General features: G+C 40.2%; 27 protein-coding genes and 1 pseudogene. 13 read left to right on the plus strand and 15 right to left on the minus strand.

Translation table 11 applies throughout. The features are described from left to right. Positions 1-56: 56 nt before the first annotated feature. Positions 57-833, minus strand: a complete 777-nt coding sequence (locus HMPREF2542_RS05300) for a glycyl-radical enzyme activating protein (RefSeq protein WP_058669715.1) — start codon at positions 831-833, stop codon at positions 57-59. A 132-nt stretch (positions 834-965) separates the two neighbouring features. On the opposite strand from HMPREF2542_RS05300, the gene HMPREF2542_RS05305 reads away from it, so the two are divergent. The 13 genes and pseudogenes from HMPREF2542_RS05305 to HMPREF2542_RS09995 form a co-directional block, all read left to right on the plus strand. Continuing rightward, positions 966-1,709, plus strand: a complete 744-nt coding sequence (locus tag HMPREF2542_RS05305) for a DeoR/GlpR family DNA-binding transcription regulator (protein ID WP_006269656.1) — start codon at positions 966-968, stop codon at positions 1,707-1,709. A gap of 18 nt (positions 1,710-1,727) precedes the next feature. After that, entirely contained in the window at positions 1,728-2,690 is a 963-nt protein-coding gene (locus tag HMPREF2542_RS05310; protein ID WP_058669714.1) for a sugar-binding transcriptional regulator, read from the plus strand. A 245-nt stretch (positions 2,691-2,935) separates the two neighbouring features. Then, positions 2,936-3,259 carry a PTS lactose/cellobiose transporter subunit IIA gene (locus tag HMPREF2542_RS05315; RefSeq protein ID WP_003023891.1) on the plus strand — a complete coding sequence of 108 codons (324 nt, stop codon included), beginning with the start codon at positions 2,936-2,938 and terminating at the stop codon, positions 3,257-3,259. 20 nt (positions 3,260-3,279) lie between these two features. Then, the gene (locus tag HMPREF2542_RS05320; RefSeq protein WP_003023895.1) at positions 3,280-3,600 is read left to right on the plus strand and encodes a PTS sugar transporter subunit IIB; all 321 of its coding nucleotides are present in this window, start codon (positions 3,280-3,282) and stop codon (positions 3,598-3,600) included. Positions 3,601-3,602: 2 nt separating this feature from the next. After that, positions 3,603-4,904: a PTS sugar transporter subunit IIC gene (locus HMPREF2542_RS05325; RefSeq protein ID WP_006268325.1), complete on the plus strand. Its 1,302-nt coding sequence runs from the start codon at positions 3,603-3,605 to the stop codon at positions 4,902-4,904. 167 nt (positions 4,905-5,071) lie between these two features. Beyond that, on the plus strand, positions 5,072-7,513 hold the full coding sequence (locus HMPREF2542_RS05330) for a glycyl radical protein (RefSeq protein ID WP_058669713.1): 2,442 nt from the start codon (positions 5,072-5,074) through the stop codon (positions 7,511-7,513). Between the two features lie 14 nt (positions 7,514-7,527). Further along, positions 7,528-8,196 (plus strand): fructose-6-phosphate aldolase, encoded by a 669-nt coding sequence (locus tag HMPREF2542_RS05335; RefSeq protein WP_058669712.1) that lies wholly within the window; start codon positions 7,528-7,530, stop codon positions 8,194-8,196. Positions 8,197-8,226: 30 nt separating this feature from the next. Further along, positions 8,227-9,315, plus strand: a complete 1,089-nt coding sequence (locus HMPREF2542_RS05340; protein ID WP_070484468.1) for a glycerol dehydrogenase — start codon at positions 8,227-8,229, stop codon at positions 9,313-9,315. A 154-nt stretch (positions 9,316-9,469) separates the two neighbouring features. Then, a complete protein-coding gene (locus HMPREF2542_RS05345; protein ID WP_049476765.1) occupies positions 9,470-10,036 on the plus strand; it encodes a GrpB family protein in 567 nt (188 codons plus the stop codon). 32 nt (positions 10,037-10,068) lie between these two features. After that, entirely contained in the window at positions 10,069-10,752 is a 684-nt protein-coding gene (locus HMPREF2542_RS05350; RefSeq protein ID WP_070484471.1) for a hypothetical protein, read from the plus strand. Positions 10,753-10,891: 139 nt separating this feature from the next. After that, positions 10,892-11,128 carry a hypothetical protein gene (locus tag HMPREF2542_RS09780; RefSeq protein WP_148129463.1) on the plus strand — a complete coding sequence of 79 codons (237 nt, stop codon included), beginning with the start codon at positions 10,892-10,894 and terminating at the stop codon, positions 11,126-11,128. Between the two features lie 107 nt (positions 11,129-11,235). Further along, a complete protein-coding gene (locus HMPREF2542_RS05360; RefSeq protein ID WP_070484478.1) occupies positions 11,236-11,664 on the plus strand; it encodes a VOC family protein in 429 nt (142 codons plus the stop codon). A gap of 51 nt (positions 11,665-11,715) precedes the next feature. Beyond that, positions 11,716-11,900 (plus strand): annotated as a pseudogene (locus HMPREF2542_RS09995) (competence protein TfoX); the annotation flags it as partial. 276 nt (positions 11,901-12,176) lie between these two features. On the opposite strand, the gene HMPREF2542_RS05365 reads toward HMPREF2542_RS09995, so the two are convergent. The 14 genes from HMPREF2542_RS05365 to HMPREF2542_RS05430 all read right to left on the minus strand — a co-directional run bounded on the left by HMPREF2542_RS05365 (position 12,177) and on the right by HMPREF2542_RS05430 (position 24,084). Beyond that, a complete protein-coding gene (locus HMPREF2542_RS05365; protein WP_082663094.1) occupies positions 12,177-13,427 on the minus strand; it encodes a site-specific integrase in 1,251 nt (416 codons plus the stop codon). A 64-nt stretch (positions 13,428-13,491) separates the two neighbouring features. Continuing rightward, entirely contained in the window at positions 13,492-13,689 is a 198-nt protein-coding gene (locus HMPREF2542_RS05370) for an excisionase (RefSeq protein WP_006738512.1), read from the minus strand. Positions 13,690-13,865: 176 nt separating this feature from the next. Then, positions 13,866-14,978: a phage tail tip lysozyme gene (locus HMPREF2542_RS05375; protein ID WP_058669709.1), complete on the minus strand. Its 1,113-nt coding sequence runs from the start codon at positions 14,976-14,978 to the stop codon at positions 13,866-13,868. A gap of 18 nt (positions 14,979-14,996) precedes the next feature. After that, a complete protein-coding gene (locus HMPREF2542_RS05380) occupies positions 14,997-15,224 on the minus strand; it encodes a hypothetical protein (RefSeq protein ID WP_058669708.1) in 228 nt (75 codons plus the stop codon). Beyond that, positions 15,211-17,121: a PT domain-containing protein gene (locus HMPREF2542_RS05385; RefSeq protein ID WP_058669707.1), complete on the minus strand. Its 1,911-nt coding sequence runs from the start codon at positions 17,119-17,121 to the stop codon at positions 15,211-15,213. The genes HMPREF2542_RS05380 and HMPREF2542_RS05385 overlap by 14 nt, the downstream gene beginning before the upstream one ends. A gap of 14 nt (positions 17,122-17,135) precedes the next feature. Continuing rightward, positions 17,136-19,484 carry an ATP-binding protein gene (locus tag HMPREF2542_RS05390; RefSeq protein ID WP_398578085.1) on the minus strand — a complete coding sequence of 783 codons (2,349 nt, stop codon included), beginning with the start codon at positions 19,482-19,484 and terminating at the stop codon, positions 17,136-17,138. Between the two features lie 167 nt (positions 19,485-19,651). Then, positions 19,652-20,074 carry a conjugal transfer protein gene (locus tag HMPREF2542_RS05395; RefSeq protein ID WP_058669706.1) on the minus strand — a complete coding sequence of 141 codons (423 nt, stop codon included), beginning with the start codon at positions 20,072-20,074 and terminating at the stop codon, positions 19,652-19,654. A gap of 1 nt (position 20,075) precedes the next feature. Beyond that, positions 20,076-20,300: a hypothetical protein gene (locus HMPREF2542_RS05400; RefSeq protein WP_058669705.1), complete on the minus strand. Its 225-nt coding sequence runs from the start codon at positions 20,298-20,300 to the stop codon at positions 20,076-20,078. Positions 20,301-20,305: 5 nt separating this feature from the next. Further along, positions 20,306-21,286 (minus strand): conjugal transfer protein, encoded by a 981-nt coding sequence (locus tag HMPREF2542_RS05405; RefSeq protein ID WP_058669704.1) that lies wholly within the window; start codon positions 21,284-21,286, stop codon positions 20,306-20,308. A 12-nt stretch (positions 21,287-21,298) separates the two neighbouring features. Next, positions 21,299-21,850 (minus strand): hypothetical protein, encoded by a 552-nt coding sequence (locus HMPREF2542_RS05410; protein ID WP_058669703.1) that lies wholly within the window; start codon positions 21,848-21,850, stop codon positions 21,299-21,301. Between the two features lie 20 nt (positions 21,851-21,870). Further along, a complete protein-coding gene (locus tag HMPREF2542_RS05415; protein ID WP_017649868.1) occupies positions 21,871-22,101 on the minus strand; it encodes a hypothetical protein in 231 nt (76 codons plus the stop codon). A 63-nt stretch (positions 22,102-22,164) separates the two neighbouring features. Next, positions 22,165-22,500, minus strand: coding sequence for a type II toxin-antitoxin system RelE/ParE family toxin (locus HMPREF2542_RS05420; RefSeq protein WP_070484480.1), 336 nt, complete (start codon positions 22,498-22,500; stop codon positions 22,165-22,167). Beyond that, on the minus strand, positions 22,493-22,774 hold the full coding sequence (mazE, locus tag HMPREF2542_RS05425; RefSeq protein WP_017649870.1) for a type II toxin-antitoxin system PemI/MazE family antitoxin: 282 nt from the start codon (positions 22,772-22,774) through the stop codon (positions 22,493-22,495). The genes HMPREF2542_RS05420 and mazE overlap by 8 nt, the downstream gene beginning before the upstream one ends. 56 nt (positions 22,775-22,830) lie before the next feature. Continuing rightward, entirely contained in the window at positions 22,831-24,084 is a 1,254-nt protein-coding gene (locus tag HMPREF2542_RS05430) for a replication initiation factor domain-containing protein (protein ID WP_058669702.1), read from the minus strand. Between the last annotated feature and the right edge of the window lie 205 nt (positions 24,085-24,289).

Consider the following 24,289-nt stretch of genomic DNA (forward strand, 5'->3'; position numbering starts at 1 on the left):
TTTTTGTAGCAAAGGGACTATTGTCCCAGACTCTGTTTTTTGGAGAAAAAGAGGAGCTAAAAATAACAGTTGATTTTATAATCAAGAAAAACTTGCTGATAATCATAGAGGTCTTCCGGATGTAGAGCTTGTACATTTTCCATTTCATAAGAACGTTTTAGTAATTTATATTTATTTTCACCGAATTGATGAAAAGGTAAGAGTTGTACTTGGTCAATAGATAATTTTTTAAATAAAATAGCAAATTGTTCGGCATCTTCTAGAGAGTCATTAAAGCTAGGGATAACAGGAATACGCAGGACAATGGTTTTTTGTTGCGAAAAAGCATAATGAATATTTTTGATAATTAGTTCATTTTTGACCCCTGTGACTTTGCGGTGATTGATGGTGTTGTAATGTTTTAAGTCAGTATAGATAAAATCTACATACTGGAGCAAATCAACGAATTTGTTATGATCTACAAAGGCTGTCGTTTCAATCGCTGTATGGATACCTTTTTCTTTGGCAGCTTTAAGGATTGCTTTGGCAAATTCAAATTGGGCAAAGATTTCTCCACCAGACAAGGTCAGGCCTCCACCTGATTCTTCATAAAATTCTCTATCTTTGAGAACTTCTTTGATAATCTCTTCAACGCTTTTTTCCTCTCCCATGGTGATAGTCTTTTTGCTAGAAGCGTCTAACATGGGCTCAGGTTTAAATTTCTGAGATTCTGGATTGGCACACCAAGGACAGCGTAAGGGACAGCCTTTTAGAAAAACAGTTGTCCGAATTCCTGGTCCGTCGTGAATACTAAAATGTTGAATATTAAAAATGATTCCTTTTTCTGCACTCATGATGTACACTCTTTTCTTGCTTATTTTCTTTTATTATATCAAACAAACGAAAGAAAAACAATTACGAATGAAACTATTTTTTATTTTATTTATTCCTTACATTCTGTTAAAATAAAGAATGAGGTGAATAAAATGGAACGTTTAGATGAAATCGTTAAGCTCGTTTCAGAGTTTGAAAAAATTGATGTTAATACTTTATCTGATAAATTAAAAGTCTCTAAAGTTACGATTCGGAAAGACTTGGATAAGCTGGAAATGAAAGGCTTACTTCATCGGGAGCACGGTTATGCGGTCTTAAATAGTGGTGATGACCTGAATGTCCGGCTTTCTTTTCATTATGATACCAAGCGAAAGATAGCACAAGAAGCGGCAAAAATTGTTGCAGACAATGAAACGATTATCATTGAATCTGGTTCAACTTGTGCTCTGTTAGCTGAAGAAATCTGTCGTACTAAGAAGAATGTGAAAATTATTACAAATTCTTATTTTATCGCAGACTATGTGAGAAAAGTAGATTCTTGCAAGATTATCTTGCTAGGCGGTGAATTTCAGAACGATTCGCAAGTTACGGTCGGTCCTTTGCTTAAGGAAATGATTCAATTTTTCCATGTAGAACATGCTTTTGTAGGGACTGATGGCTATGATGAAGAGCTTGGTTTTACAGGTAAGGATTTAATGCGTAGCGAAGTGGTGCAATATATGTCGGAAGCATCTGATAAAATGATTGTGTTAACAGATTCGAGTAAATTTGATAAAAGAGGGACTGTCAAACGCTTTGGTTTGAGACAGGTTTCGCAGGTGGTAACGGATCAAGCTATTCCGACAGCAGCGGTTCAACGCCTAAAAGCAGCCAATATCAAATTGACTCTAGTCTGATAAGTAGAGGGAGATAAGATGAAAAGTGAAAGAAAAAGGCTATTAGCTAAGATTGCTTATCTTTATTATGTAGAGGAGAAAAGTCAGGCAGAAATTGCAGCAGAGACAGGGATTTATCGGACAACTGTGAGTCGTATGCTGGCTGAAGCTAAAAAGGAAGGCATTGTCAAAATCGAGATTGAATCCTTTGATACGCGTTTGTTTCATTTAGAAAATGTAGTGAAAGAGAAGTATGGGTTAAAAGGACTTGAAATCGTAGCAAATCAAGTGGATGATTCACCTTCTGATTTGGAGCAGCGGTTAGCTCAATCAGCGGCAGGAATGCTTCGGGGAATGATTGATGACAATGCTAAAGTTGGATTTTCATGGGGAAAGAGTCTTAGTCTCTTGGTAGAACACTCGGGCAGTCGACACTTGAATAATGTGCATTTTTTTCCATTGGCTGGCGGACCTAGCCATATTCATGCTCGTTATCATGTTAATACCCTCATTTACAGTATGGCTAATAAATACCATGGGGATTGTCGCTTTATGAATGCGACGATTATACAGGAAGACGAGATCTTAGCAAAAGGAATTTTATCTTCTAAATATTTTGAGGACTTAAAAAGAAGTTGGCAAGAACTAGATGTGGTTGTTGTTGGTATTGGCGGACAAGTGGATGAAAAGAATCGGCAGTGGTTGGATATGCTGACGGCTGAAGATTTTCGTACAGTGGAAAATGAAGGAGCTGTCGGAGAAATTTGTTGCCGCTTTTTTGATGAAAATGGTGAGTTGGTTGATGAACAGTTGCAAAATCGAACAGTTGCTATTTCTTTAGATTATTTAAAAACAGTTCCTCACAGTCTGGCTTTTGCCTATGGTCGTCAAAAAGCTGCCGCTATTTTGGCGGTTTTACGTGCTGGGTATGTCAACCATTTAGTTACAGATGAAGCAACTATTTTAAAAGTGTTGGAATTGGATAATAGTGCAGTTAATTAGTAGTTTATAACAGTTCTCCTTTTCCTCGTTATTTCATCTTCAAAAGGTCAAAAATAATGATTCTGACCTTTTTTATTTTACTCGATAAGCACAAATGTGCGATAAATATAAAAAAAGAGAATTTGTTCAGTGATATATTGACGGAATAAGAGAAAGATGATAAATTTGAGTTACAAACAAAAATAAAACGCTTTCAAATAAAAGAAAGGTATATTTTGTAAATAAAAATAGGAGTAACGTTAAATATGGAAGTGATTGTAGCTGATCAAATCATTATGGGGTTAATCTTGCATGCTGGGGATGCCAAACAGCATATTTACCAAGCTTTGTCATTAGCAAAAAATGGTGAGTTTGAAAAGTGTAATGAGTATCTAGAATTGGCAGATCAGGCATTATTAGAAGCTCATAATCTTCAAACGGAGTTTTTGGCACAGGAAGCGGGGGGAACAAAGACAGAAATTACAGCTTTGTTTGTCCACTCTCAGGATCATTTGATGACCAGTATTACAGAAATTAATCTTATCAAGGAAATCATTGATTTGAGAAAAGAATTACAGGTGAAAAAATAAATCATCAGGAGGATGAAGATATGATTAAAATTGGGTTGTTTTGTGCAGCAGGTTTTTCAACAGGAATGTTGGTCAATAATATGAAAATAGCCGCGAAAGAAGCTGGTTTAGAGGTTGAGATTGATGCTTATTCTCAGGCCAAGTTAGCAGATTATGCACCAAATTTGGATGTTGCTTTGTTAGGACCACAAGTAGCTTATACTTTGGATAAGTCAGCTGCCATTTGCGAAGAGAACCATATTCCAATTGCGGTCATTCCAATGGCGGATTATGGCATGCTAGATGGTAAAAAAGTATTGAATCTCGCTTTGGGGCTTTTGGAACAAAAACAAGGAGCTTAGTTATGGCTAAAATAGATACTCAAAAAATTATTGCGCCGATTATGAAATTTGTCAATATGCGCGGTATTATTGCCTTAAAGGATGGTATGTTGGCAATTCTGCCCTTGACAGTTGTTGGAAGTATCTTTCTGATTGTAGGACAGTTACCATTTGAAGGCCTCAATCAGGCGATTGCAGGCATTTTTGGGAAAAATTGGACCGAGCCATTTATGCAGGTTTACTCAGGAACTTTTGCGATTATGGGTTTGATTTCCTGTTTCTCCATAGGATATTCTTATGCTAAAAATAGTGGTGTAGAGCCGTTGCCGGCAGGTGTGTTATCTGTATCTTCTTTCTTCATTCTTTTAAAATCTTCTTATATTCCAGAAAAAGGTGAAGAAATTACAGACGCAATTGCCAAGATTTGGTTTGGCGGTCAGGGGATTATTGGAGCCATTATTATTGGTTTGGTTGTCGGTAGTATCTATACTATGTTTATTCAAAAACATATTGTTATTAAGATGCCAGAGCAAGTTCCTCAAGCGATCGCCAAGCAATTTGAGGCTATGATTCCAGCTTTTGTGATATTCTTTCTTTCCATGGTAGTCTATATTCTTGCTAAAATGCTGACAAAGGGTGGTACTTTTATCGAAATGATTTACGGTGTGATTCAAGTACCGCTGCAAGGATTGACTGGTTCCCTTTACGGTGCAATCGGTATTGCCTTTTTCATCTCTTTCCTATGGTGGTTTGGTGTACACGGACAATCTGTTGTCAATGGTGTAGTGACCGCTCTCTTACTTTCAAATCTGGATGCTAATAAGGCCTTGCTTGCTGCTGGAAAGTTATCTGTTGGAAAAGGTGCTCACATTGTCACTCAGCAATTCTTGGATAGTTTCCTTATTTTGTCTGGTTCTGGTATTACTTTTGGTTTGGTGGTAGCCATGCTCTTTGCAGCTAAGTCCAAGCAATACAAAGCACTAGGAAAGGTTGCTGCTTTTCCAGCAATCTTTAATGTCAATGAACCGATTGTCTTTGGATTCCCAATTGTTATGAATCCCGTCATGTTCTTGCCTTTTATTCTTGTACCTGTTTTAGCGGCTGTAATTGTTTATGGCTCTATAGCAATTGGCTTTATGCAGCCATTTTCAGGGGTGACCTTGCCATGGAGTACACCAGCTATTATTTCTGGTTTCTTAGTGGCAGGATGGCAAGGTGCTCTCATCCAAGTTGTCATTTTAGCTATGTCCACTCTCATCTATTTCCCATTCTTTAAATTCCAAGACAATCTTGCTTACAGTAATGAACTGAAAGCGGAAGGATAAACTACATTGTATCACTGTAAAGAAATTATTTTAATGTTGATTGAGCACAAATGTGCAAAAAATCTTTAATTTGATAATTGATTATAAATGATTGAATTTTTGCATCTTGCATGCTACAATAGTTACGAAAGAAATAAAAATAATTTCATAAGAAAGGTTGTGCTGTGATGACTAATGTAAAAGAAATAGAAAAAACGACGATACAAACGAATTATTTTGGTAGTTTAACGGACCGAATGAACAAGTATCGGGAAGATGTGCTGGACAAGAAACCTTATATTGATGCTGAACGTGCTGTTCTTGCAACAAGAGCTTATCAAGAGCATAAAGAAAAGCCAAATGTTCTGAAGCGTGCTTATATGCTTAAGGAAATTTTGGAAAATATGACGCTTTATATTGAAGATGAGACCATGATTGTTGGAAATCAGGCTTCATCTAATAAAGATGCACCTATTTTCCCAGAGTATACTTTAGAATTTGTACTCAATGAATTAGATCTTTTTGAAAAGCGCGATGGCGATGTTTTCTATATCACAGAGGAAACCAAAGAGCAGCTCCGCGGCATCGCTCCTTTCTGGGAAAACAATAACCTCCGTGCTAGAGCTGGGGCTTTACTTCCAGAAGAAGTTCAGGTTTATATGGAAACTGGCTTCTTTGGCATGGAAGGAAAGATGAACTCTGGTGATGCTCACTTGGCAGTCAACTATCAAAAATTGCTTCAATATGGTTTGAAAGGTTTTGAAGAAAAAGCTCGGGCAGCTAAGGAGGCCTTGGATTTGACAGATCCGGCTAGTATTGATAAATATCATTTCTATGATTCAATTTTCATTGTAGTGGATGCTGTGAAAGCTTATGCGGAGCGTTTTGTCAAATTAGCTCAAGATATGGCAGAGTCTGCAAGCCCAGAGCGCCGTCAGGAATTATTGGAAATTGCTCGAATTTGCTCCAAAGTGCCTTACGAACCAGCTGAAACGTTTGCTGAAGCTATTCAGTCTGTCTGGTTTATCCAGTGTATTTTACAGATTGAGTCTAATGGTCACTCCCTCTCTTATGGGCGCTTTGACCAATACATGTATCCTTATGTTAAGTCGGACTTGGAAGCTGGTCGCGAGACGGAAGAAAGCATTGTCGAACGCTTAACCAATCTTTGGATTAAGACGATTACGATCAATAAAGTACGCAGTCAGGCTCATACTTTCTCATCTGCTGGTAGTCCTTTGTATCAAAATGTGACAATTGGTGGACAAACACGTGATAAGAAAGATGCTGTAAATCCTCTTTCATATCTGGTTTTGAGATCTGTTGCACAGACGCATTTGCCACAGCCAAACTTAACAGTTCGCTACCATGCTGGTCTAAATGCTCGTTTTATGAACGAATGCATAGAAGTTATGAAACTAGGTTTTGGAATGCCTGCTTTCAATAATGACGAGATTATTATTCCGTCCTTTATTGCCAAAGGCGTTTTGGAAGAAGATGCATACGACTACAGTGCTATCGGCTGTGTGGAGACAGCTGTGCCAGGTAAATGGGGTTATCGTTGCACGGGAATGAGCTATATGAATTTTCCTAAGGTGCTTCTCATCACTATGAACGATGGAATTGATCCGGCATCTGGCAAGCGCTTTGCACCAAGCTTTGGTCATTTTAAAGACATGAAGAGCTTTGCTGAGCTGCAAACAGCTTGGGACAAGACTTTGCGTCACTTGACTCGTATGAGTGTCATCGTGGAAAACGCGATTGACCTTTCTCTAGAAAGAGAAGTACCAGATATTCTCTGCTCAGCTTTGACAGACGATTGTATCGGTCGTGGAAAGCATTTGAAAGAAGGCGGAGCTGTCTATGACTATATTTCCGGTTTGCAAGTTGGAATTGCCAATCTATCAGACTCACTAGCAGCAATCAAGAAGCTAGTCTTTGAAGAAGGCAAACTGACTCCAGCTGAACTCTGGCATGCGCTTGAAACGGACTATGCGGGTGAGCGCGGCAAGGAAATTCAGGAGATGTTGATTTCTGATGCACCGAAATATGGTAATGATGATGATTACGCTGATAAGCTGGTGACTGATGCTTATGATATTTATGTGGATGAAATTGCTAAATATCCAAATACCCGTTATGGACGCGGTCCAATTGGCGGTATCCGCTACTCAGGAACATCTTCTATTTCAGCCAATGTAGGTCAAGGTCGCGGTACTTTGGCGACACCAGATGGCCGCAATGCCGGAACACCGCTCGCTGAAGGATGCTCTCCATCCCACAATATGGACAAGAACGGCCCGACCTCTGTATTGAAATCTGTTTCTAAATTGCCGACAGATGAAATCGTTGGAGGCGTTCTGCTCAATCAAAAAGTGAATCCTCAGACCCTGTCTAAGGAAGAAGATAAAATTAAATTGATTGCTTTACTTCGTACGTTCTTTAACCGTTTGCACGGTTATCATATTCAATACAATGTTGTTTCTAGAGAAACCTTGATTGATGCGCAAAAACATCCTGAAAAACACCGTGATTTGATTGTGCGTGTTGCAGGATATTCGGCATTCTTCAATGTACTCTCCAAAGCAACACAAGACGATATTATCGGACGTACAGAACACACATTATAAAAGAGGTCCAGTTTATGGAATTCATGCTTGATACATTAAATGTAGAAGAAATAAAAAAATGGTCGCAAGTTCTCCCCCTGGCAGGAGTGACTTCTAACCCGACCATCGCTAAAAAAGAGGGAGAGATTGATTTCTTTAAACGCATCCAAGAAGTTAGAGAAATTATTGGGGAAGCTCCTTCCATTCATATTCAGGTTGTTGCCAAAGATTATCAGGGAATTTTAAAAGATGCCGCTGAAATTCGCAAGCATTGTAGTGGAAATGTGTTTGTCAAAGTACCTGTAACCCCTGAAGGTTTAGCCGCTATAAAAGTTTTAAAAGCAGAAGGTTACAAGATTACGGCAACTGCTATTTATACCATTTTCCAGGGTTTATTAGCCATTCAAGCAGGCGCAGATTATTTAGCTCCTTATTATAACCGTATGGAAAATTTGAACATTGATTCAGATGTAGTTATTGGCCAATTGGCAGATGCGATTGCAGTAGAAGGTTCATCTAGCAAAATTTTAGCAGCTTCCTTTAAAAATGTAGGACAAGTCAACAAGGCTTTTGCTGATGGTACCCATGCTATTACAGCAGGTGCAGATGTTTTTGAAGCAGCTTTTGCTATGCCGTCTATTTCAAAGGCAGTAAATGATTTTGCAGCAGATTGGTCATTCATTCATGGTCAAAAGTACATCTAATCTCCATTTTTGCGTAGGAAGAGGTATTTTATGAGAACTTTTGCAAGCCCTTCTCGCTATATTCAAGGTGAAGATGCCTTATTTGAAAATGCAAAACAGATTTTGAACTTAGGAAACCATCCAGTTTTGCTTTGTGACAACACTGTTTATCAAATTGTAGGAAAGAAGTTCCAATCCTGTCTTACTCGCTATGGACTTCATGTATTGCATGTCAGTTTTAATGGTGAAGCTTCGGATAATGAAATCAATCGGGTAGCTGCTTTAGCTGAAAAAGATGGAGCAGATCTAGTGATTGGTCTTGGTGGTGGAAAAACAATTGACAGTGCTAAGGCAATTGCAGATTTATTGGGAAGTCCTGTCGTGATTGCACCGACTATTGCTTCGACAGATGCACCAACATCAGCTCTTTCAGTAATTTATACCGAGGAAGGAGCATTTGAAAAATATATTTTTTACACCAAGAACCCAGATCTTGTTCTAGTAGATTCAAAGGTCATTGCTCAAGCTCCAAAGCGCTTGTTGGCTTCTGGAATTGCAGATGGTTTAGCGACTTGGGTTGAAGCGCGTGCGGTTATGCAGGCAAATGGAGAGACCATGCTGGGACAAAGACAGACTTTAGCAGGCGCAGCTATTGCTCAAAAATGTGAAGAAACTCTTTTTGCAGATGGTTTACAAGCACTGGCTGCTTGTGAGGCGCAGGTGGTAACACCAGCTCTTGAGCATATCATTGAGGCTAATACGCTTCTCAGCGGTGTTGGTTTTGAAAGTGGTGGATTGGCTGCTGCTCATGCCATTCACAATGGATTTACAGCTCTGACTGGTGATATTCATCATCTGACTCATGGAGAAAAAGTAGCTTATGGAACGCTAACACAGCTCTTTCTTGAAAACCGTCCAAAAGAGGAATTGGAAAAATATATTCGTTTCTATCAGAAAATTGGTATGCCCACGACCTTGGCAGAAATGCATTTAGAAAATGCCAGCTATGATGATTTGCTCAAGGTTGGTAAGCAAGCTACTATTGAAGGTGAAACCATTCATCAGATGCCGTTTAAGATTTCAGCATCTGATATTGCAGGTGCTATCCTAGCAGTCGATCGTTATGTAAACTCCTTATAAAAATAAAAAGAAACAAGTCCGATTAGATTGGACTTGTTTTTTCGTGTAGTGATAGCTAAAAGTTTTAATCAGAAATAATAAACGCCTGATGCACATTGAAAATGTTATAATGATAACAAATGTGAGAAATAAATGCAAACTAGTGGAGGACGGATTGAGTAAAAAATTAGAAGACATGAGTTTAGAAGAATTATGGCAGTTGTTTCCCATATTTCTTGTAAAACATAATAAAGAATGGGCGGATTGGTATGATGAGGAAGCAACTGCTATTTTGTCCCTGATACCAGCTAAATATATGGTAAGAATATCACATATTGGTAGTACGGCGGTTCAAAATATATGGGCAAAGAACATAGTAGATATATTACTTGAGGTTCGATTAGCAGAAGAACTAGAAATAGTGAAAAATATTCTTGTTGAAAATAGTTGGTTATGCATGAGTCAAAGTACACGACGAATCTCATTAAATAAAGGATACACGGAGCAAGGTTTTGCAGAAAAAGTCTTTCATCTTCACATTAGAGTTGTCGGAGATAATGATGAACTATATTTCAGAGATTACTTACGTGAGAATCATAATGTAGCGAAAGAATATGAACATTTAAAGCTGAACTTATGGAAGAAATTTGAACATGATAGAGACGGCTACACTGATGCAAAGTGTAAGTTTATTAAACGATATACTAAAATTGCAAAAGAAAAATTTATAGGAAGATATTAAAATAGACAAAACTAACTGGAAGGAAGATAACAATGAGAGTCAGAAAAAGCATCTACATACTTCTGTTGATTGTATTTGGTATTTTATGTCTAGCTATGTTCGCAACAGAGCGAGTTACCGATCAACATGTTCTGACACGGATTGGTAAGATGAATCTTTATGATTTTTTGTTTGTATTCTTGTGTCTTATTGGTGGTGGAGCAATTTCTCTACTCATTCGTTCCTGGAGGAAGACTGCCCGTAAATTTTATAAGGGGTTGCTGATTTTCGGCTGGGTGGGACTCATTGGAGTGATGATGTTGGGAAGCCTGACCTGGTTTGGGAATCATGCAGTTACAACCTGGTATGAATTTTATTCGCCGGATAATAAACATTCGCTTGTCATAAGGGAGTCAACATTCCTTCTATTAAGTGATATATGTCCGTATGAACGAACTTCACCGATTTTCGTCCGAAAATTAAAAGCAGATTTATCAACAAATAATGGATTTGCCGCAATCTCACAAGGTGCCTATAAAATATCTTGGGATGGAGAAGTAGTCACACTGTCTGTTGACATGAATCAGCAGGGAATGTGGGGTGCGGTGAAACTTAATATGGCAGAACATGGCAAAGTTCTGAAAGAATTTAGTAATTATCCGAATGGAAAACCTAAATGGTTGGATAATCAAGGTAATACAAATAAAAAAAGATGTATTAGATTCGGCATCAGATGATTCTGAATCTGAAGATGTCCAACAGGGGCAAGTAAATCAAAAGGTTATTGATGGACTTCAGGCAGTAGCTTTAACGACTGGCTACAAAACTAAAGGGAATTCAGAAATTACTTATACTGCTAAGGGGACGCCTAAGTTCGTGCTTTCATCAGATCTGAATTCGAAGACGTATATCCTTTACGACCGAGATTCTTCCAATGGGAAATGTGCATTATATGTACTGTATCAGTCGAAAAATAATGGTGAAGAAAATTCGGACTCACAGATTTTGGAAATGTACGCATACGAATATTCCAGTGGCAAAGTTATTATGGCGGATCGTCATGCATGGAGTGATGTGGGTACAGATGAATACCGTGAAGCAACAGGAGAATGAAGGATATGATGGATAGGAGTGTAGATTTTGTGGTCTGATTACTTAGATATATTTTTACAAATTCCAATTTATTAGATGAAAGTTAATTAGAAATTATGGAGGTAGTAATGAATAAGATTACTTGTATTTGTTTGGGTGTTAGAGATATGGAAAGATCAATAAAGTTTTACAGAGATGGTTTAGGATATAAGACTGACTGTAAAGAAAATAATCCACAGGTATGTTTTTTCGATACTCCAGGAACAAAATTTGAACTATTTCCTTTAGAACAATTGGCAAAAGATATTGATGAAAATAACCCACCAAAGAGAAATGGATTTCCCGGAATTACATTAGCGTACAATGTTGAACAAAAAGAAGATGTTGATAGTGTAATTGAATTAGTACGAAATGCTGGTGGAAGAATTGTAAAAGAACCACAAGACACCTTTTGGGGTGGATATCACGCCTATTTTTCTGATTTAGATGGATATTACTGGGAAGTTGCATGGGGACCAAATTTTAAGTTTGACAAAAATGGACTATTGAAATTTTAGTAATTAAAAGAGATATAAAAAAAGGTATCAAGCAAAGAACACTTAGACTTTATTTTAGAACAAGTATCTGAATTAGATAATATTAGTTATAGAGCTATGATGGGAGAATTTATTATCTATTATAATGGAAAAATTATTGGCGGAATACATGATGGTAGATTACTTGTTAAACCTGTGCAGATATGCCAAATGTAGTGTATAACTTGCCGTATGATGGAGCAAAAGAAATAATTCTTGATTATAGTAGAATTTTGAACGAAAAAATTCAATTATGATAGAGTTAAAAAATGACCTTGTCCCTCTTGAACGAGGGAGCAAGGTCATTTTTGTTATCTCAGTATTCATTTGATAAGAAATTGTTTACTTCATCGTAGGGAAAAGAAACCTGGTTCTACGTTATTTCACGCAAGTCTCTAAAGCCCATTATACCAAGGTTTAGAAACTTTGCTAGGTTTTATATTTTCCCCTAACTTTGCACAAAATTGGTAAATCAGTGGTAAATCTTTGGTAAGTTATTGGTAAGTTTCTTCAAGGTTTGATAGGCTATTTTGAAGGTTTTCTCCGAACTTTTCCATCTCTTTTTCTTTGAGTTCTTTTGTAGCTTCGGCGTAGATATTCATAGTGGTTGAAATATCAGAGTGTCCAAGAATTTCTTGCATCGCCTTCAAATTGGTTCCAGCTTCTACCATACGGGTAGTGAAGGTATGACGGAGAGAGTGGTTGCTGAAATTCGGAAGTGTTACCTCACTTTGTATTTTACCATCAAGAACAGCAAAATTGCAATCACGAATAATTCGTTTCAGTGCTTTATTGAGTGTTCCTTGGTGGAAGACATTACCAAAACGATTGAGAAAGATGAAATTGGTGTAGCCGTCAATTTTACTTTTGCAGACGATTTCAAGTTCTTCTTGACGTTTCTTTTCTAAAATCAGTGCCTCCTTAACTCTAGGAAGTAGTGGAACAGTACGCTCCCCTGCCTTGGTCTTTGGACTGTTGATTGTAAAAGTGACACCACGATTCGTTCTTGTATCATAATAAACAAGGGTATGATTGACACTAATAGTGTTGCTTTCAAAATCAATGTCTTCCCAACGTAAACCTGTTACTTCACCAACTCGAAGTCCAGTCCATAACATGGTAATAAATACTGGGTACCAACCTTTATAACGGCTCGTATTCTCTAGAAAATTTTCGAAAAGTTGTTGTTCCTTGAGCGTCAAAGCCCTGTGTCCTTTTTTCCCAGAAGTACGAGACTGCTTTAGCTCCTTCAAGGCATTGTCTGAGGGATTGTTGAAAATATATTCATCATCGACAGCAACTTGAAGAACTTGATGGAGTACGGTATGGATGCTGTCAATGGTGCTTACCTTAACGTTCCGTTCTTCGGCTAAGTAATTATAGAAGGAGCGAACATCGCTTTTCTTGAGATTAGTGATGATGACATTTCCTAATTGACCAGATACGAAATATTCGTATAGGTACTGATAGTTTTTGAAGGTATTATCCTTGAGACCTCGTTTCAAGAGTTTCCACTTCTGGTACAAGTCATCTACAGAAACTTTTTTGGTAACGTTCAATCCGTTGAGAGAATCTTTTATAATTTGCTTTTCTTTTTCTCGTAGCTCAACTAATGACTTGGCATAGATGCTATTCATCTTTCTTCGCTTATCACGCCAGCGGTATTCGTAACTACCATTTGGACGTTGATATTCTCCGTCTTTGAGGATGCGATTTTTATTGTCTTTCCGTTTTTTGTTTATCATAGATTTCCTCCATAAAAAAAGAGGGCATAAGCTATTTGATTAGCCTATGCCCTCTGAGTGATTATTAAATTGAATATTGGTTTTCTAGGAATTTCTCAAATTTTGCTCGTTTGATTAGTCGTTTGCTGCCACACCAGAGGACGAAATCGCAATCATCTTCATTGCTGATTTCACGAAGTTTATTGACTCCGATACTGAAATATGAGGCAGCTTCCTCAACAGTTAGGTTTGATTTTTCCCAGAATGGAATTTCTTTTTTCATGTGTTTTCCTCAGTTATTTTTGATAAAACGAAAACAAGCCCATTTCTGAGCTTGCTTCCAAGGAGATTATGAAAAAGAAAAGTTATTTAGGATGAGTACAGTATAGCTGAGTCACCCTAAACAAATCTTAAATCATAATCGTAAAAACTATAAAGAATCGTAAAAATTCGTAAATCTTATTGTGCAACCGCAAAGCTGTAGTAGCTTTGATTGCTGAAAACAGCGTAATGTGGTTTGTTTTGAACGCCATCGACATTACACTCTGAGATGAGGAAGGTTCCGTCTTGGTTGACAGCTTCCACAAATGCGACGTGACCGTATTCTGCATAGGTGCCTCCGTAGCCACCTTGAACGGACATAACAGCGCCGACCTGAGGCTCTGATATTTGCTTCCAGCCACGAGAGACAAGACTAGCAACCCAATCTTGACCGTTTCCGTTGTAATTGTAAATAGCTGAGTTAGTACAGATGCCTGTCTCAATCAGTCGATTACAAACGTACCAGGTACATTGACCAGCTGGATAAGTATTGTTTCCTTGAGTTGTGACAGAGATTTCACTAGGAACTCCGTATTTGAGTTTTCCAAGATACTCTGGTGGTAAGTCAAAGGTAGACGTGAGAGTACCAGTAGCAAGCCCTGTATCGCCTGAGAAAGCAACAGAGGAGTCTGAGGTGATTGTTCCATCAAACACCTTAAACCACTTGTCAGCGTCCGTTTGGAGCTTCTCAGCCTTGGTCTGACCGTCTGAGAGTGCAACACCTTCATAATGTTCTGACCAATACAAAGCAGCATCTCCAGGGTCAGTAGCTTTTTGCATCTCAGTTTTGACTTTCTTGTAGGCACCGTTTAACTCGGTTGACATGAGTTGGAGTTCAACATCAGCATCCAGTGTTCGACTAGAAGCTTGTGCCCAACGGTCACCATTGACGGTATTAGACCAACCTGACCATTGGAAGTAACCAGCTACCCCACCGCCAGTGTTGATAGCTTTGGGGTCAAAGCCTGACTCACGTTCTGCAACGGCTAAACTACCAGTAGAGCCAGCCAGAGTAAATCCTTCTTTGGATAGCTGGTAATTGAGGATTTTGATGACATCCTCTGCCCGTTCTTCTGTGATTGACGCTTTTTGAGCCACCTCTTTAGCTGTTAGTGTCGTTTGCTTCCCAGTTGAGCTACCATTACTTGATGTGTTGGACGAGTCACCAGCAATCGCAGCTGCACAAATGATGACAAGTAATAGGGGCAACAGAAGCGAAGAGAGAAGACTCAGTTTGAATAGTTTTTTCATGTGTCCCTATCATCTCCTTTAGTGTTTGAGATAGACTTTGAAGATAACTGTTCCAAAGAGCCATTTGGCATCTAGGACGGCTGGAATAGCACGGCAGAGTTCGATAATCCGTTTGGCTTCTTGGTCATTGACGGGATAAAGGATAGTTACCTTGATAGCCTTTAGGTCATTTTCATAGGCTTGGTAAATGTACTTTTCAAGGACAGGTTGAATCTGACTTCTTGTATATATCCTAATAGTGTCCATTTGGTTCACCTCGCAATCTGTTGAGTTCTTGAGTGAGACGGTTCTTACGCTCGATATTGGCTTTGATTTTGTCGTCCCTGGTCATAGTTTGACGGAAGCTTCGGGTAAAGGCGTTTGAGCCTTGGGCTTGATACATGGCACCTGCATCATCATAGGTGCTAAGTTCTCTTTCTAAGCGTTCCATTTTCCGTCGTTTACGTGGAGATACCCATTGTTCCTTGAGTTCCTGGAATTCCATTTCAGGTGATGGAGGAGTTGTTGGTTGAGTAGGGATAGCTTCAGGAGCTGGTGTTTTCTCTTGGGCAGGATTATCTGTTGGAATATCCTGCTTTGGAAGATTTGGTTCAGATGATGTTGGTGGCAGTTGGTCAGGTGTTGGAGCAGGTTGCTCAGTAGGCTGGTCTGTTGGAATGTTTGGTTCCTCAGCTGGCTCACTTGGTTTTGATCGTCTAAAGAAGTTGCCAACTTCTTTGATGTGAGAAGAAGCGTTCATAGCACTTCCAGCTACAAAACCAGTACCAGCCATGGCAAAATTACCCAGGTGTTGCGCAGCCTCAAAGCTACGTGACGGCATCTGTTGGATAAGGTCTTTACCCTGACTAACTTTATTTTCCACTTGGTTTCCAATGTCCTCCATCTTGATGCGTGCCCGTGAGCCCATGATGAATTCAATGAGTTCCCCTTTATAAATCCAAAGGAAATAATAGACGGCAGCTTTAGCAACGACTGATAGAATAAGCTTGAAGAGGAGGGCGAATGTTCCTAAAGATGGGAAGCTTTCAATGACCCCATCAAAGCCAGAAGTAATCAGCGTCTCAATGACTTTTTCGATGTAGAAGATGATGAGTGTGATGAGTGTCGTAATCGTCGGGAAAACGAGACCACCAAACATGACCTTGAAAATCCCAAAGATGATATCTTGCATGGCTGGGACAAAGGAAATGAGAAGTGCAATAGGGAACAGGAGAATCATGACCAAGACTAAGAGCTGGGCAATCAGATTCAGAAGCTGTACCAGGATAATAGGAACCGCAATGACAATAGCTTCAATAATTTTGAAGATGACGTAGAAGGTCTTGATGAAAAGGTAATCCCAAACAGCTGATACCCAGCGGTTCTTTTCCTTCCCGTCATCAGCCTTGTCACCAAGTTTATCCAGATAGTCTTTCCTATCTTTGTTTTTGACCGCTACAAATTTTCCAGAGTCATCAACGCTTCCCAAGACTTTAGAATCCTCGAAGGCTTCCTCTTCACCTGTTTGGCTATTGACGTACTTTCCATTTTCTTGACCCGTGTTGACAAAGACATAGGCAGTGTAGGAAGTTTGTGCGATATAGCTATCAGCCATAGACTTTCCAACTTTGATTGACTTATCCTCGCCATAGGAGACAGAGATATTGGAAATCTTAGAGGTGACAGTGGCCGCAAGATTATCAACCGTATCAAGAATGTAGAGACCGCCAGAAGTGGAAGCGACAGTTCCGAAGTACCCAAACCCTAGCAAGACGACGAGAAGCACATGAAGGACTTTTCGCATGAAGTTTCCACGAGAAAAGAAATACTGGTAGAAGAGGTAAAAGGCTCCGATGGTCAGAAGCATGGAAACTAGGGAACCACTTGATAATCCGCCAGAAGTTGAACCTGTTAGTCCCTGCCAGATGGATTTAGCAGCGTTATAGACATAGGTTTTGTAAGAGTCGTAGAGGTCAATGTTCTCCATGATACGAATCATGAGGGAGAAGAATCCGACCACCAGATTGAGGAGAAAGAAAAAGAGATTGACGAAAATCTCATTCATTGCCACGATAATGGAGGTCTCAATTTTTGACGTCTTTTCCAGATACGATTTTAAGGCGAAGATGTCCACGCCTTTTAGTTTCTCAAAGGCTTCTTGCATGTGAGCCCTCCTTCCTAACTAGCATATTTATTTTCAAGGCTAGATGATACCGTTGCTTTCATTGGTTTCAGAAGCATGTCGATGTCTTCAAAGATATTGTGAATGGAAATCATGTTCAGATTGCCATAGACATCATAGTAGAGGCATTGCCCTGAAATCATGTTGTCAATCCATTCCAGGTTGCTTTCGGTTGGTTCCAGATTGACGTGTTTGAGAATATCTTCTCGTTCTGATTTTTCGTAGAAGGCAAAGATGGTTCCAAAGCCAGTGGTGTCATCATCGTTTTCAGCATCATGGACAGATTGCGTGATGAGTGCCAAGGTGTTATTTTTCGAGCGACCGATACGGCGCATGTTCTTGATAACGGCTTGACCTTCGGCAGACTTCATAAGAATCCAGGCTTCGTCAAAGAACTCAATGGTATCTTCACTTTCATCACGTTCTCCAAAGTGGGTACAGAAAGCACCGAGGGCAAACATAAGAGCGATAGAGTTTCGTTCATGGTCTGAAATCTTCGTTGCATCTGTTTTTGGCAATTTCAGGTTCGCAACTTCAAGAACGGTGACTTGTGACTCATAATTGAGCCCTTGAGTTGTTCCATCAGAGAAGGCGAGTTCTAGGATGGAGTTGGTCACAATAGAAGTAAGGTAGCGCCCGACTGATGCGATTTGGTCATTGTCACTGTCTTTGAGCGCTTCCAGAACGTGCTTAAAGCCAACGGTTTGACCTGCTTGCCTCTTATCGACAATGTCGTTGATGGTTTCGGTAATGGCTGTCTTCTGATCGATGGTGACGTTGTCAACCGCTTGGAGCAAGAATTCCAGCATATTCTTAGCGACCTCAACGGCTTGTTCTTTATCCAGGACGACAATCGGGTCAAGCACTCCGTGGTTAGAGGTGAGTGAGCTATCGAGTGTGACAAAGTTGAAGGCTTCAATTTGTTTTTTACGTTCAGGATAGAGACGGGCAAACTCAGGACTATTGATGACTTTTTGGTAGTGATGGCGGAGTTCCCGTTTGGGGTCAATGTAGAGCGTCTTCACGTTTTGAAGGGCGACTGACAGGAAGATAATCTGAGCGAGGAAGGATTTCCCTTGACCTGTAGCACCTGTGATGATGATGTGCGGGTTCTTGGTAATCTTGCCTGCAATGTCTTCTTTATTACCGACAGTCGCATTAAAGAGGACAATGTTTTTAGAAGCGTTGATGGCTTTTTCGATGTTATCCCAGCGGCCTGTCCAGTTATCGACTCGTCCGATATACCAGCCAATACGGTTACCAGCGGATGTGTTGGTGAAGGGCATGAGCTCCGCAAATCCACGACTGGTGACCATGTGTGTCCAGGTTCGTGTTTTCTTCTGCAAGTCTTGACCGTAGAGCAGGGCTTGGAAGAGATAAGGAGTGTCATGGCTTGCCTCGCTAATTTCAACGCCCATGTCATCAAAGTAGTTGAGGACGACTTGACGGCGACTTCTCAGCTGACTAAGAGAAGAACCAGAGACAATAAGATAAGCACCGTATTCAATGATTTCTTCTTTGTTTCCGACTTTCTTCATCAGGTCTTTCAGCGAGAATGAGCCCATGATAATCTCGTCTTGTTGGACGGTATCGGTATTCTCAGCTTCCTCCATGATGTTCTTGTAGCGAGTGTTGGAGCGTCCCATTTTCCCTTTAATTTTATTGCGGTCAATGAATTCAGCCTTGAAGCGCAGTTCCACGGGGAAGTTGAGGCGTTGAACAAATTCTCCTAGATGGAAGCCGTTGAAGATGGTGTTGAATTTCCCAACGGGAAGAATGGTTACAAAAGAGTTGCCGTAGGGACTTTCGAGTTTGAGAAAGCCTCCGTTCATGCTTTTAATCAAGGTGTCTGTGACATTGAAAAGGGAACGGTTAGCAATGACTTCTTTCTTGAGGTGGGGAATGTAGCGGAGGTATTGCATCCGCTGGTAGTAGAAGAGTTCATCATCTGTCAGACGACGACAACGAAGCGTTGAAAGCACTTGGTAGATGACTTGTTCGTCAGCGAGATAATCTTCAAACCAGGGCTTTTCTTCTTCCAATTCAAAGCCTAGCCCATTTGCTAGGGTCTCTGAAATCTCAGAGAGTCGTTCATAGGCGAGGTAAGCAAGACTAGCTCCCTTGTCATGTTTTCTAAGACGAACACCCACCAACCAGTCAAACTGATAAGGAATTTCCATTTCATCCGTTAGCTTATCTACGGTATAGAGCAGCAAATCCTCACCAAGTGTTTGATTGTTTGGCGAGAGGGCATCCATAAAGTCACGCATCTTTTCTTCCAGGAAGTAATCCTTGGGAATGAGTGAGATGTCAAAGTGCTGGTTTTTAGCCAGTTTTTTAAGCATCTGACTGACTGTGATTTTGTGCTTTCCTTTTTTTCATCATCAGTAATGGTGATGGGTGTATTAGGAATACGGTAGTAAGCCATGACTTGTTTGTCTTTACGAAAAGCTAAGTTTTCATGTGTGGCTTTAATGGGGTATTGTAGTTTTAGTGCCATAGAGCCTCCTTTCTAAAGGTGTGTTTGTTCAAAGACAATGTCTTCATCGTCATAAGATTCCACTCGCTCATCGTGGTAGATGGCTTTCTTGTTCCAGCGGAATTCATAGAGGTAACGTAAGTAGTCAGCCAGAAAGATGTGCATTTTCTTTCCGTGCGGTTCATACTCTGTGTAGAATTTAGCGAGTTTGTAAGGAACGTAAGCATAGAGCAACATGGAGATGGAGTGAGTGATTTTAGCTAGTGGGACAAGGATGAAAGAAAGTCCCAGGAGCATGACGACAAAGACGAGAATAAAAACAACAAAAAAGGACAGCTGCATCGGTGTTGCGAAGTACCAGATACGTGCCCCTTTTTGTGTCTTGATTTCCTGAATCCAGTAGGGAGCGTTTAGCCCCCTAGCGTAGTCATAGAGTGGTTCTTTCTCGTTGTTCATATCAGATCCCCGTTTCAATACCAAAGAGGCGTAGGAACCAGCCAATGACAGAGAGAATCTGTTGCCCTTTGGTCATAGACATGATGATTCCCCAAAATCCGATGATGGAAAAGAGTTGGAGCCAGGAGCTATTTTTCCAAGCCTTGATGGCAAGAAGGATTGCCACAGCAGTGATAATCCAAGCGCCATCCCCTTGGAGGAATTGTTGTAGTGAGCTTGTGTTCATAGATGTTATTCTCCTTCATGTTTTGCATAATCTTTTGGAATGGTATGAGCCACTTTTGTGACGTAGTAGGAATTCCCTTTAGGCGTAAGGGTCAGAGTGAGATTCTCTGAGCGAGTGTTAGCAGCAACTTCAAAGGTGACTTGAACATAGGCGGTAATGGCATCACCGTCTTCTGTCAGATAGACATAGTCTAGTGACTTGAAAGTCGTGTTTTCAAGCACAACTAAATCTTTACCGACCAAGTCCAGATTGTCTTGGTCTGTGGTGTAGTTGGTAAAGAAGACGTTGAGGAACTTCTTGAATTTCTTGTGTGTCTTTTCTGGGAGATTGTCAGAAGCGGTTAGTCTGAGGGTGGATTCTTTGTCAAAGCCTTTAGCTTGGTTGTCGCTTAGGCTAGAATACCAGGGAAGTCCAGAAACGTAGTAGGAGCCATTTTTAGAAGCGAAAGGGATATTAAACCCTGTGGTAATTTCTTCCTCCCTATCACCGACTTTTTGCTTGTAGGTCACTTGATAAGTCGCCGTGTTCTCCGTCAGCAACAATAACCTAGCTGAGACCAGAGACATCGGTGTTCGCTTCTGACCTTGTGACTTAATCTCAGGTTCAATGTCATAGAAGCTATTGAGCTTTTCGATTTGGGCTTCTTGTTCCTCAGCCTTATCAGAGAAAGAGAAGTAGGCTGCGACAAAGTCGTTGAGGTAATAGGTTAAGCGGTAGTCGGTGTCGGTTGTCGTAGTCACCACTTGAGAGGATTGAGCTTTTTTGACCTCCTTTTCAAGTGAGGTGACCTTGCTTGAAAGTGTGATGGCACGCAGGGAACCAGTAGCTCCGATGAAAACTAAAAATCCTAATCCAGTAAGGACTAGGATATTCACGTTTTTCCGTGTTGTCTTGATGAGTTTTGGTGAGCCACGCTTCTTATCTTGTTTTTTGAAACGAGACAAGTAATGGGTGACTTGTTGGATGAGTGTTTTCAGTTTGTTCATAATCCCTCCTTATCAGGCACTAGCCAGTTCAATCAGCTTATTGCCTTTGGCGTAGAGCTGTTTGTGGAGTCTATTGATTTCTCCGTTGACGTAGTAGTAGCCACGAAGTTCCAGGCAGATTTTTTCGATAAGGTCAGCAGGGAGTTTTTCGGCTTCTTCATTTTTGAGCAGGTGATTGAGTTCACCAGCTTTTGTCCAGGCTTCCTTTTCTTTGTTCGCTTTCATGAGCTCGCCTAGTTCAAGGGAAGCAGCTTTGATTTTCTTTTCAATGAGTGATTGTTTTGCCATGATAATTTCCTCCATGAATTGTTCTTGCTGGTCTAAGATGACTTGTCGAAAGAGAGTGACCAGTTTGGTGTCCATGTTTCGGTTAAAGTCTAGGACTTGACCATCAGTGGTAAAGTAAGCGTGTTGGTATTTAGCAGGAGAGTCGAGGTCAACGGTCTCACGAGCAAAGGCATCAAAGAAGAAGTCTTTTTCCTTCATGAGTACGATGTAGAGATTCCAGAACTCATTGGTATCAAGAAAGCAAGTGATGCCTTCGTAGATTTTTTTGACAAGCATGACTCAGAGATACCTCCTTATCATTCTTCGATTAAGTCATGATAGCCGAGAGCTTGATAAATGTAGTCATCATCAAACCAGAGCCAGTCATTGATTTGTCCTTCTGTTGGTGTGCTTCCTGAGAAGACATCTTCACAGAGGCTAGTGAGTTGGTCAATTCCGCCACGTTCACGGACGGTGTCTAGGGTTTCTCTAGCACCTGACCAAGCTTTGAAATTGTCGATGCTAGATAGTTCAACTTTGTATTCCATAATGACCTCCTTTAAGTTTAGGTATCAAAAAAAGGCAACTGAATTCAGTTACCTTGGAGTGCTTCACAAAAACAATTTAGCGTAATCACTTTTCACAGGAAGAAGGTGAGTGACGTTCACAATTTTATCTTCCGTATTGATGTTATAGAAAAGCAGGTATTTGCGGTTAGCAATTACGATGCCAAATGTTTTGTATTGTTTAGAAATTTGTCTTCCAACCTTTTCATCCGCATCAAAGCCACGTTCAGGAAATGTTTGAAGGCTTTTAATGCCTTCGAGGAGAAGCTGGCTAGTTTTCAAAGCAGCATCAGGACTCAACAAAACATCTTGAATGTAGTTTTTGATGCTTTTGATTTGGTCAAAAATCGTTTGAGGTGTATTGACAGTGTATCTATCCAAGTAGCTCTGCCTCCATTTCTTCAATGGTGACGTAGTTACCCGCTTCGATTTCTGCCATGTTTCTATCAATGATAGCACCAAGTTCATCAATCATTTTTTCACGGATAAGCTCGTCAGTAGCTTCTTCCAAGAGATTTTCTTTGCTTGGGCTAAAGATGAGTGTCCCATCGCTGCCCTTATAAACATTGTATTCCTGACCTTGTGGAATTTCAAATTCTTTTGGAATAGTGATACTTAGAGAATTACCGATTTGTCGTGTTTTAACTACTGTCATGTTTTTTCTCCTATGTGTTTGATATACACTGAGTGTATACCTTTCTTTTGTTTTTGTCAATTGATTGTCTCACCTTCCTTTTTCTTTAAGTTATAAGATGCTTGCAAATCTTGAAGAATGCTTTCAGCTCTATCGGTGATTTCACCATTTTCCTGAATCATTTTGATAAAGTCAGTCTCCATGATTTTGTCAGCTTCTTCCACCAGTTTGAGCGAATTGGCGACTTGGTACATGAGCCATTTTATCGTCCTATCGATAGAATAGGGTTCAGGTTTCATCCTGAGTTTCAAAGGTTCTGTACCACCAAACATGCGTTGCCATTTCTGGTCAGGAACAAAGGCGCCAAATTTATTGGTACCATCGTAAACTTGCATTTCATGATTGATGACGCCACGGGCGATTTCTGCTAGGTCAACACCGCTGATGTATTCTTCAATGGCAAGCTGGGCTTTTTCTTGAGCGAAGCGCAATTCGTAACGGTTCCAGATACCAAAAATCTCCAGGGATTCTTCCACGGAGATTTGTTCACTTTTGGCGAGCTCATACCGCTTTTCATAGAAGTTGAAGTAGAGGTTACTTTGGCGACTTCCAAAATAAAGGGAGATACCTTGGCTGCCTTCTACCTCATCCATGTTTCTGAGGTTACCACCGCCAATGTGACTCCACGTTCGGATGTTCTTAAAGCTAACCTCATCTTTATAGACTTTGGCAATCATATCTGAGAGAAGAAATTGTTCATCTTCTCTATCGAGACCGAGATAGCGTTCATCCATGGCAATGTCTAGCCGTGTTACCCAACTATCCGTCAGGTTAAAGAGCAGAGCTTGGAGAAATTCTTGCCAGCTTAGGTCAATACTTTCCAGAATCAGTTCCATTTCACGGCAACCTTGACCAGAGAGTTGCAAGGTCACTTGGTAATTTCCTGTTTCGATTTTGTCAAAAAAATCAAATAACCAAATGTTGCCACGCTTCCAAAGCCTTGTGTAATTCAGAAGTCTGGTTTCAAATTCTTTGAACTCAGTGAAGGAACAGTGAAGATAGGTCTGACAGAAGTGAGATAGGTCACGGATAGACATGAAGGTCATGCGGAGGTAGTCGATATGAACATCAATCAGGTCATCGTTATTCTCTTGATGATAGCCAAGCTCTGCTTTGAACTGACCGAATTTTTCTAGGCTCAAACCTCGTGAGCCATCTTCATAGCTTCGGTAAGTACGAGTTGAAATTCCAACAGACTCCGCAAATTGTTTCTGCGTCATGCCTGTTTGTTTTCGGAACTTCTTGAGATTGAGTGGGCTTAGTTTATCCATTCATAGAGTAAGACTCCTTTCTAGTGAGTGACACAGTTTTTTAGCAAAAGTAACACACTAAGTAAATCTTTGAAAACCTTGGTACTATTGGTGTGTTGGGGGGCGGACGTTGTCATTTTGACAAATGTTACCCCCCTATTTTAGAAATCGGGGGTTGAATCACAATCATGGGCGGTAGGAACTGCGAGCTACGGTCTGCGCCTGA

Source organism: Streptococcus sp. HMSC034B05 (assembly GCF_001809055.1).
In the GTDB taxonomy this organism is placed as follows: Bacteria; Bacillota; Bacilli; order Lactobacillales; family Streptococcaceae; genus Streptococcus; species Streptococcus constellatus.

Coding starts and splice junctions, on each gene's coding strand:
- HMPREF2542_RS05375 (WP_058669709.1), bottom strand. CDS start 14,978: ATGAAAAAACTATTCAAACTGAGTCTTCTCTCTTCGCTTCTGTTGCCC.
- HMPREF2542_RS05325 (WP_006268325.1), top strand. CDS start 3,603: ATGGCTAAAATAGATACTCAAAAAATTATTGCGCCGATTATGAAATTT.
- HMPREF2542_RS05330 (WP_058669713.1), top strand. CDS start 5,072: ATGACTAATGTAAAAGAAATAGAAAAAACGACGATACAAACGAATTAT.
- HMPREF2542_RS05410 (WP_058669703.1), bottom strand. CDS start 21,850: ATGCTTGTCAAAAAAATCTACGAAGGCATCACTTGCTTTCTTGATACC.
- HMPREF2542_RS05360 (WP_070484478.1), top strand. CDS start 11,236: ATGAATAAGATTACTTGTATTTGTTTGGGTGTTAGAGATATGGAAAGA.
- HMPREF2542_RS05395 (WP_058669706.1), bottom strand. CDS start 20,074: ATGAACAACGAGAAAGAACCACTCTATGACTACGCTAGGGGGCTAAAC.
- HMPREF2542_RS05430 (WP_058669702.1), bottom strand. CDS start 24,084: ATGGATAAACTAAGCCCACTCAATCTCAAGAAGTTCCGAAAACAAACA.
- HMPREF2542_RS05320 (WP_003023895.1), top strand. CDS start 3,280: ATGATTAAAATTGGGTTGTTTTGTGCAGCAGGTTTTTCAACAGGAATG.
- HMPREF2542_RS05310 (WP_058669714.1), top strand. CDS start 1,728: ATGAAAAGTGAAAGAAAAAGGCTATTAGCTAAGATTGCTTATCTTTAT.
- mazE (WP_017649870.1), bottom strand. CDS start 22,774: ATGACAGTAGTTAAAACACGACAAATCGGTAATTCTCTAAGTATCACT.
- HMPREF2542_RS05305 (WP_006269656.1), top strand. CDS start 966: ATGGAACGTTTAGATGAAATCGTTAAGCTCGTTTCAGAGTTTGAAAAA.
- HMPREF2542_RS05370 (WP_006738512.1), bottom strand. CDS start 13,689: ATGAAAAAAGAAATTCCATTCTGGGAAAAATCAAACCTAACTGTTGAG.
- HMPREF2542_RS05365 (WP_082663094.1), bottom strand. CDS start 13,427: ATGATAAACAAAAAACGGAAAGACAATAAAAATCGCATCCTCAAAGAC.
- HMPREF2542_RS05390 (WP_398578085.1), bottom strand. CDS start 19,484: ATGCTTAAAAAACTGGCTAAAAACCAGCACTTTGACATCTCACTCATT.
- HMPREF2542_RS05405 (WP_058669704.1), bottom strand. CDS start 21,286: ATGAACAAACTGAAAACACTCATCCAACAAGTCACCCATTACTTGTCT.
- HMPREF2542_RS05385 (WP_058669707.1), bottom strand. CDS start 17,121: ATGCAAGAAGCCTTTGAGAAACTAAAAGGCGTGGACATCTTCGCCTTA.
- HMPREF2542_RS05400 (WP_058669705.1), bottom strand. CDS start 20,300: ATGAACACAAGCTCACTACAACAATTCCTCCAAGGGGATGGCGCTTGG.
- HMPREF2542_RS05415 (WP_017649868.1), bottom strand. CDS start 22,101: ATGGAATACAAAGTTGAACTATCTAGCATCGACAATTTCAAAGCTTGG.
- HMPREF2542_RS05335 (WP_058669712.1), top strand. CDS start 7,528: ATGGAATTCATGCTTGATACATTAAATGTAGAAGAAATAAAAAAATGG.
- HMPREF2542_RS05380 (WP_058669708.1), bottom strand. CDS start 15,224: ATGGACACTATTAGGATATATACAAGAAGTCAGATTCAACCTGTCCTT.
- HMPREF2542_RS05315 (WP_003023891.1), top strand. CDS start 2,936: ATGGAAGTGATTGTAGCTGATCAAATCATTATGGGGTTAATCTTGCAT.
- HMPREF2542_RS05300 (WP_058669715.1), bottom strand. CDS start 833: ATGAGTGCAGAAAAAGGAATCATTTTTAATATTCAACATTTTAGTATT.
- HMPREF2542_RS05340 (WP_070484468.1), top strand. CDS start 8,227: ATGAGAACTTTTGCAAGCCCTTCTCGCTATATTCAAGGTGAAGATGCC.
- HMPREF2542_RS05350 (WP_070484471.1), top strand. CDS start 10,069: ATGAGAGTCAGAAAAAGCATCTACATACTTCTGTTGATTGTATTTGGT.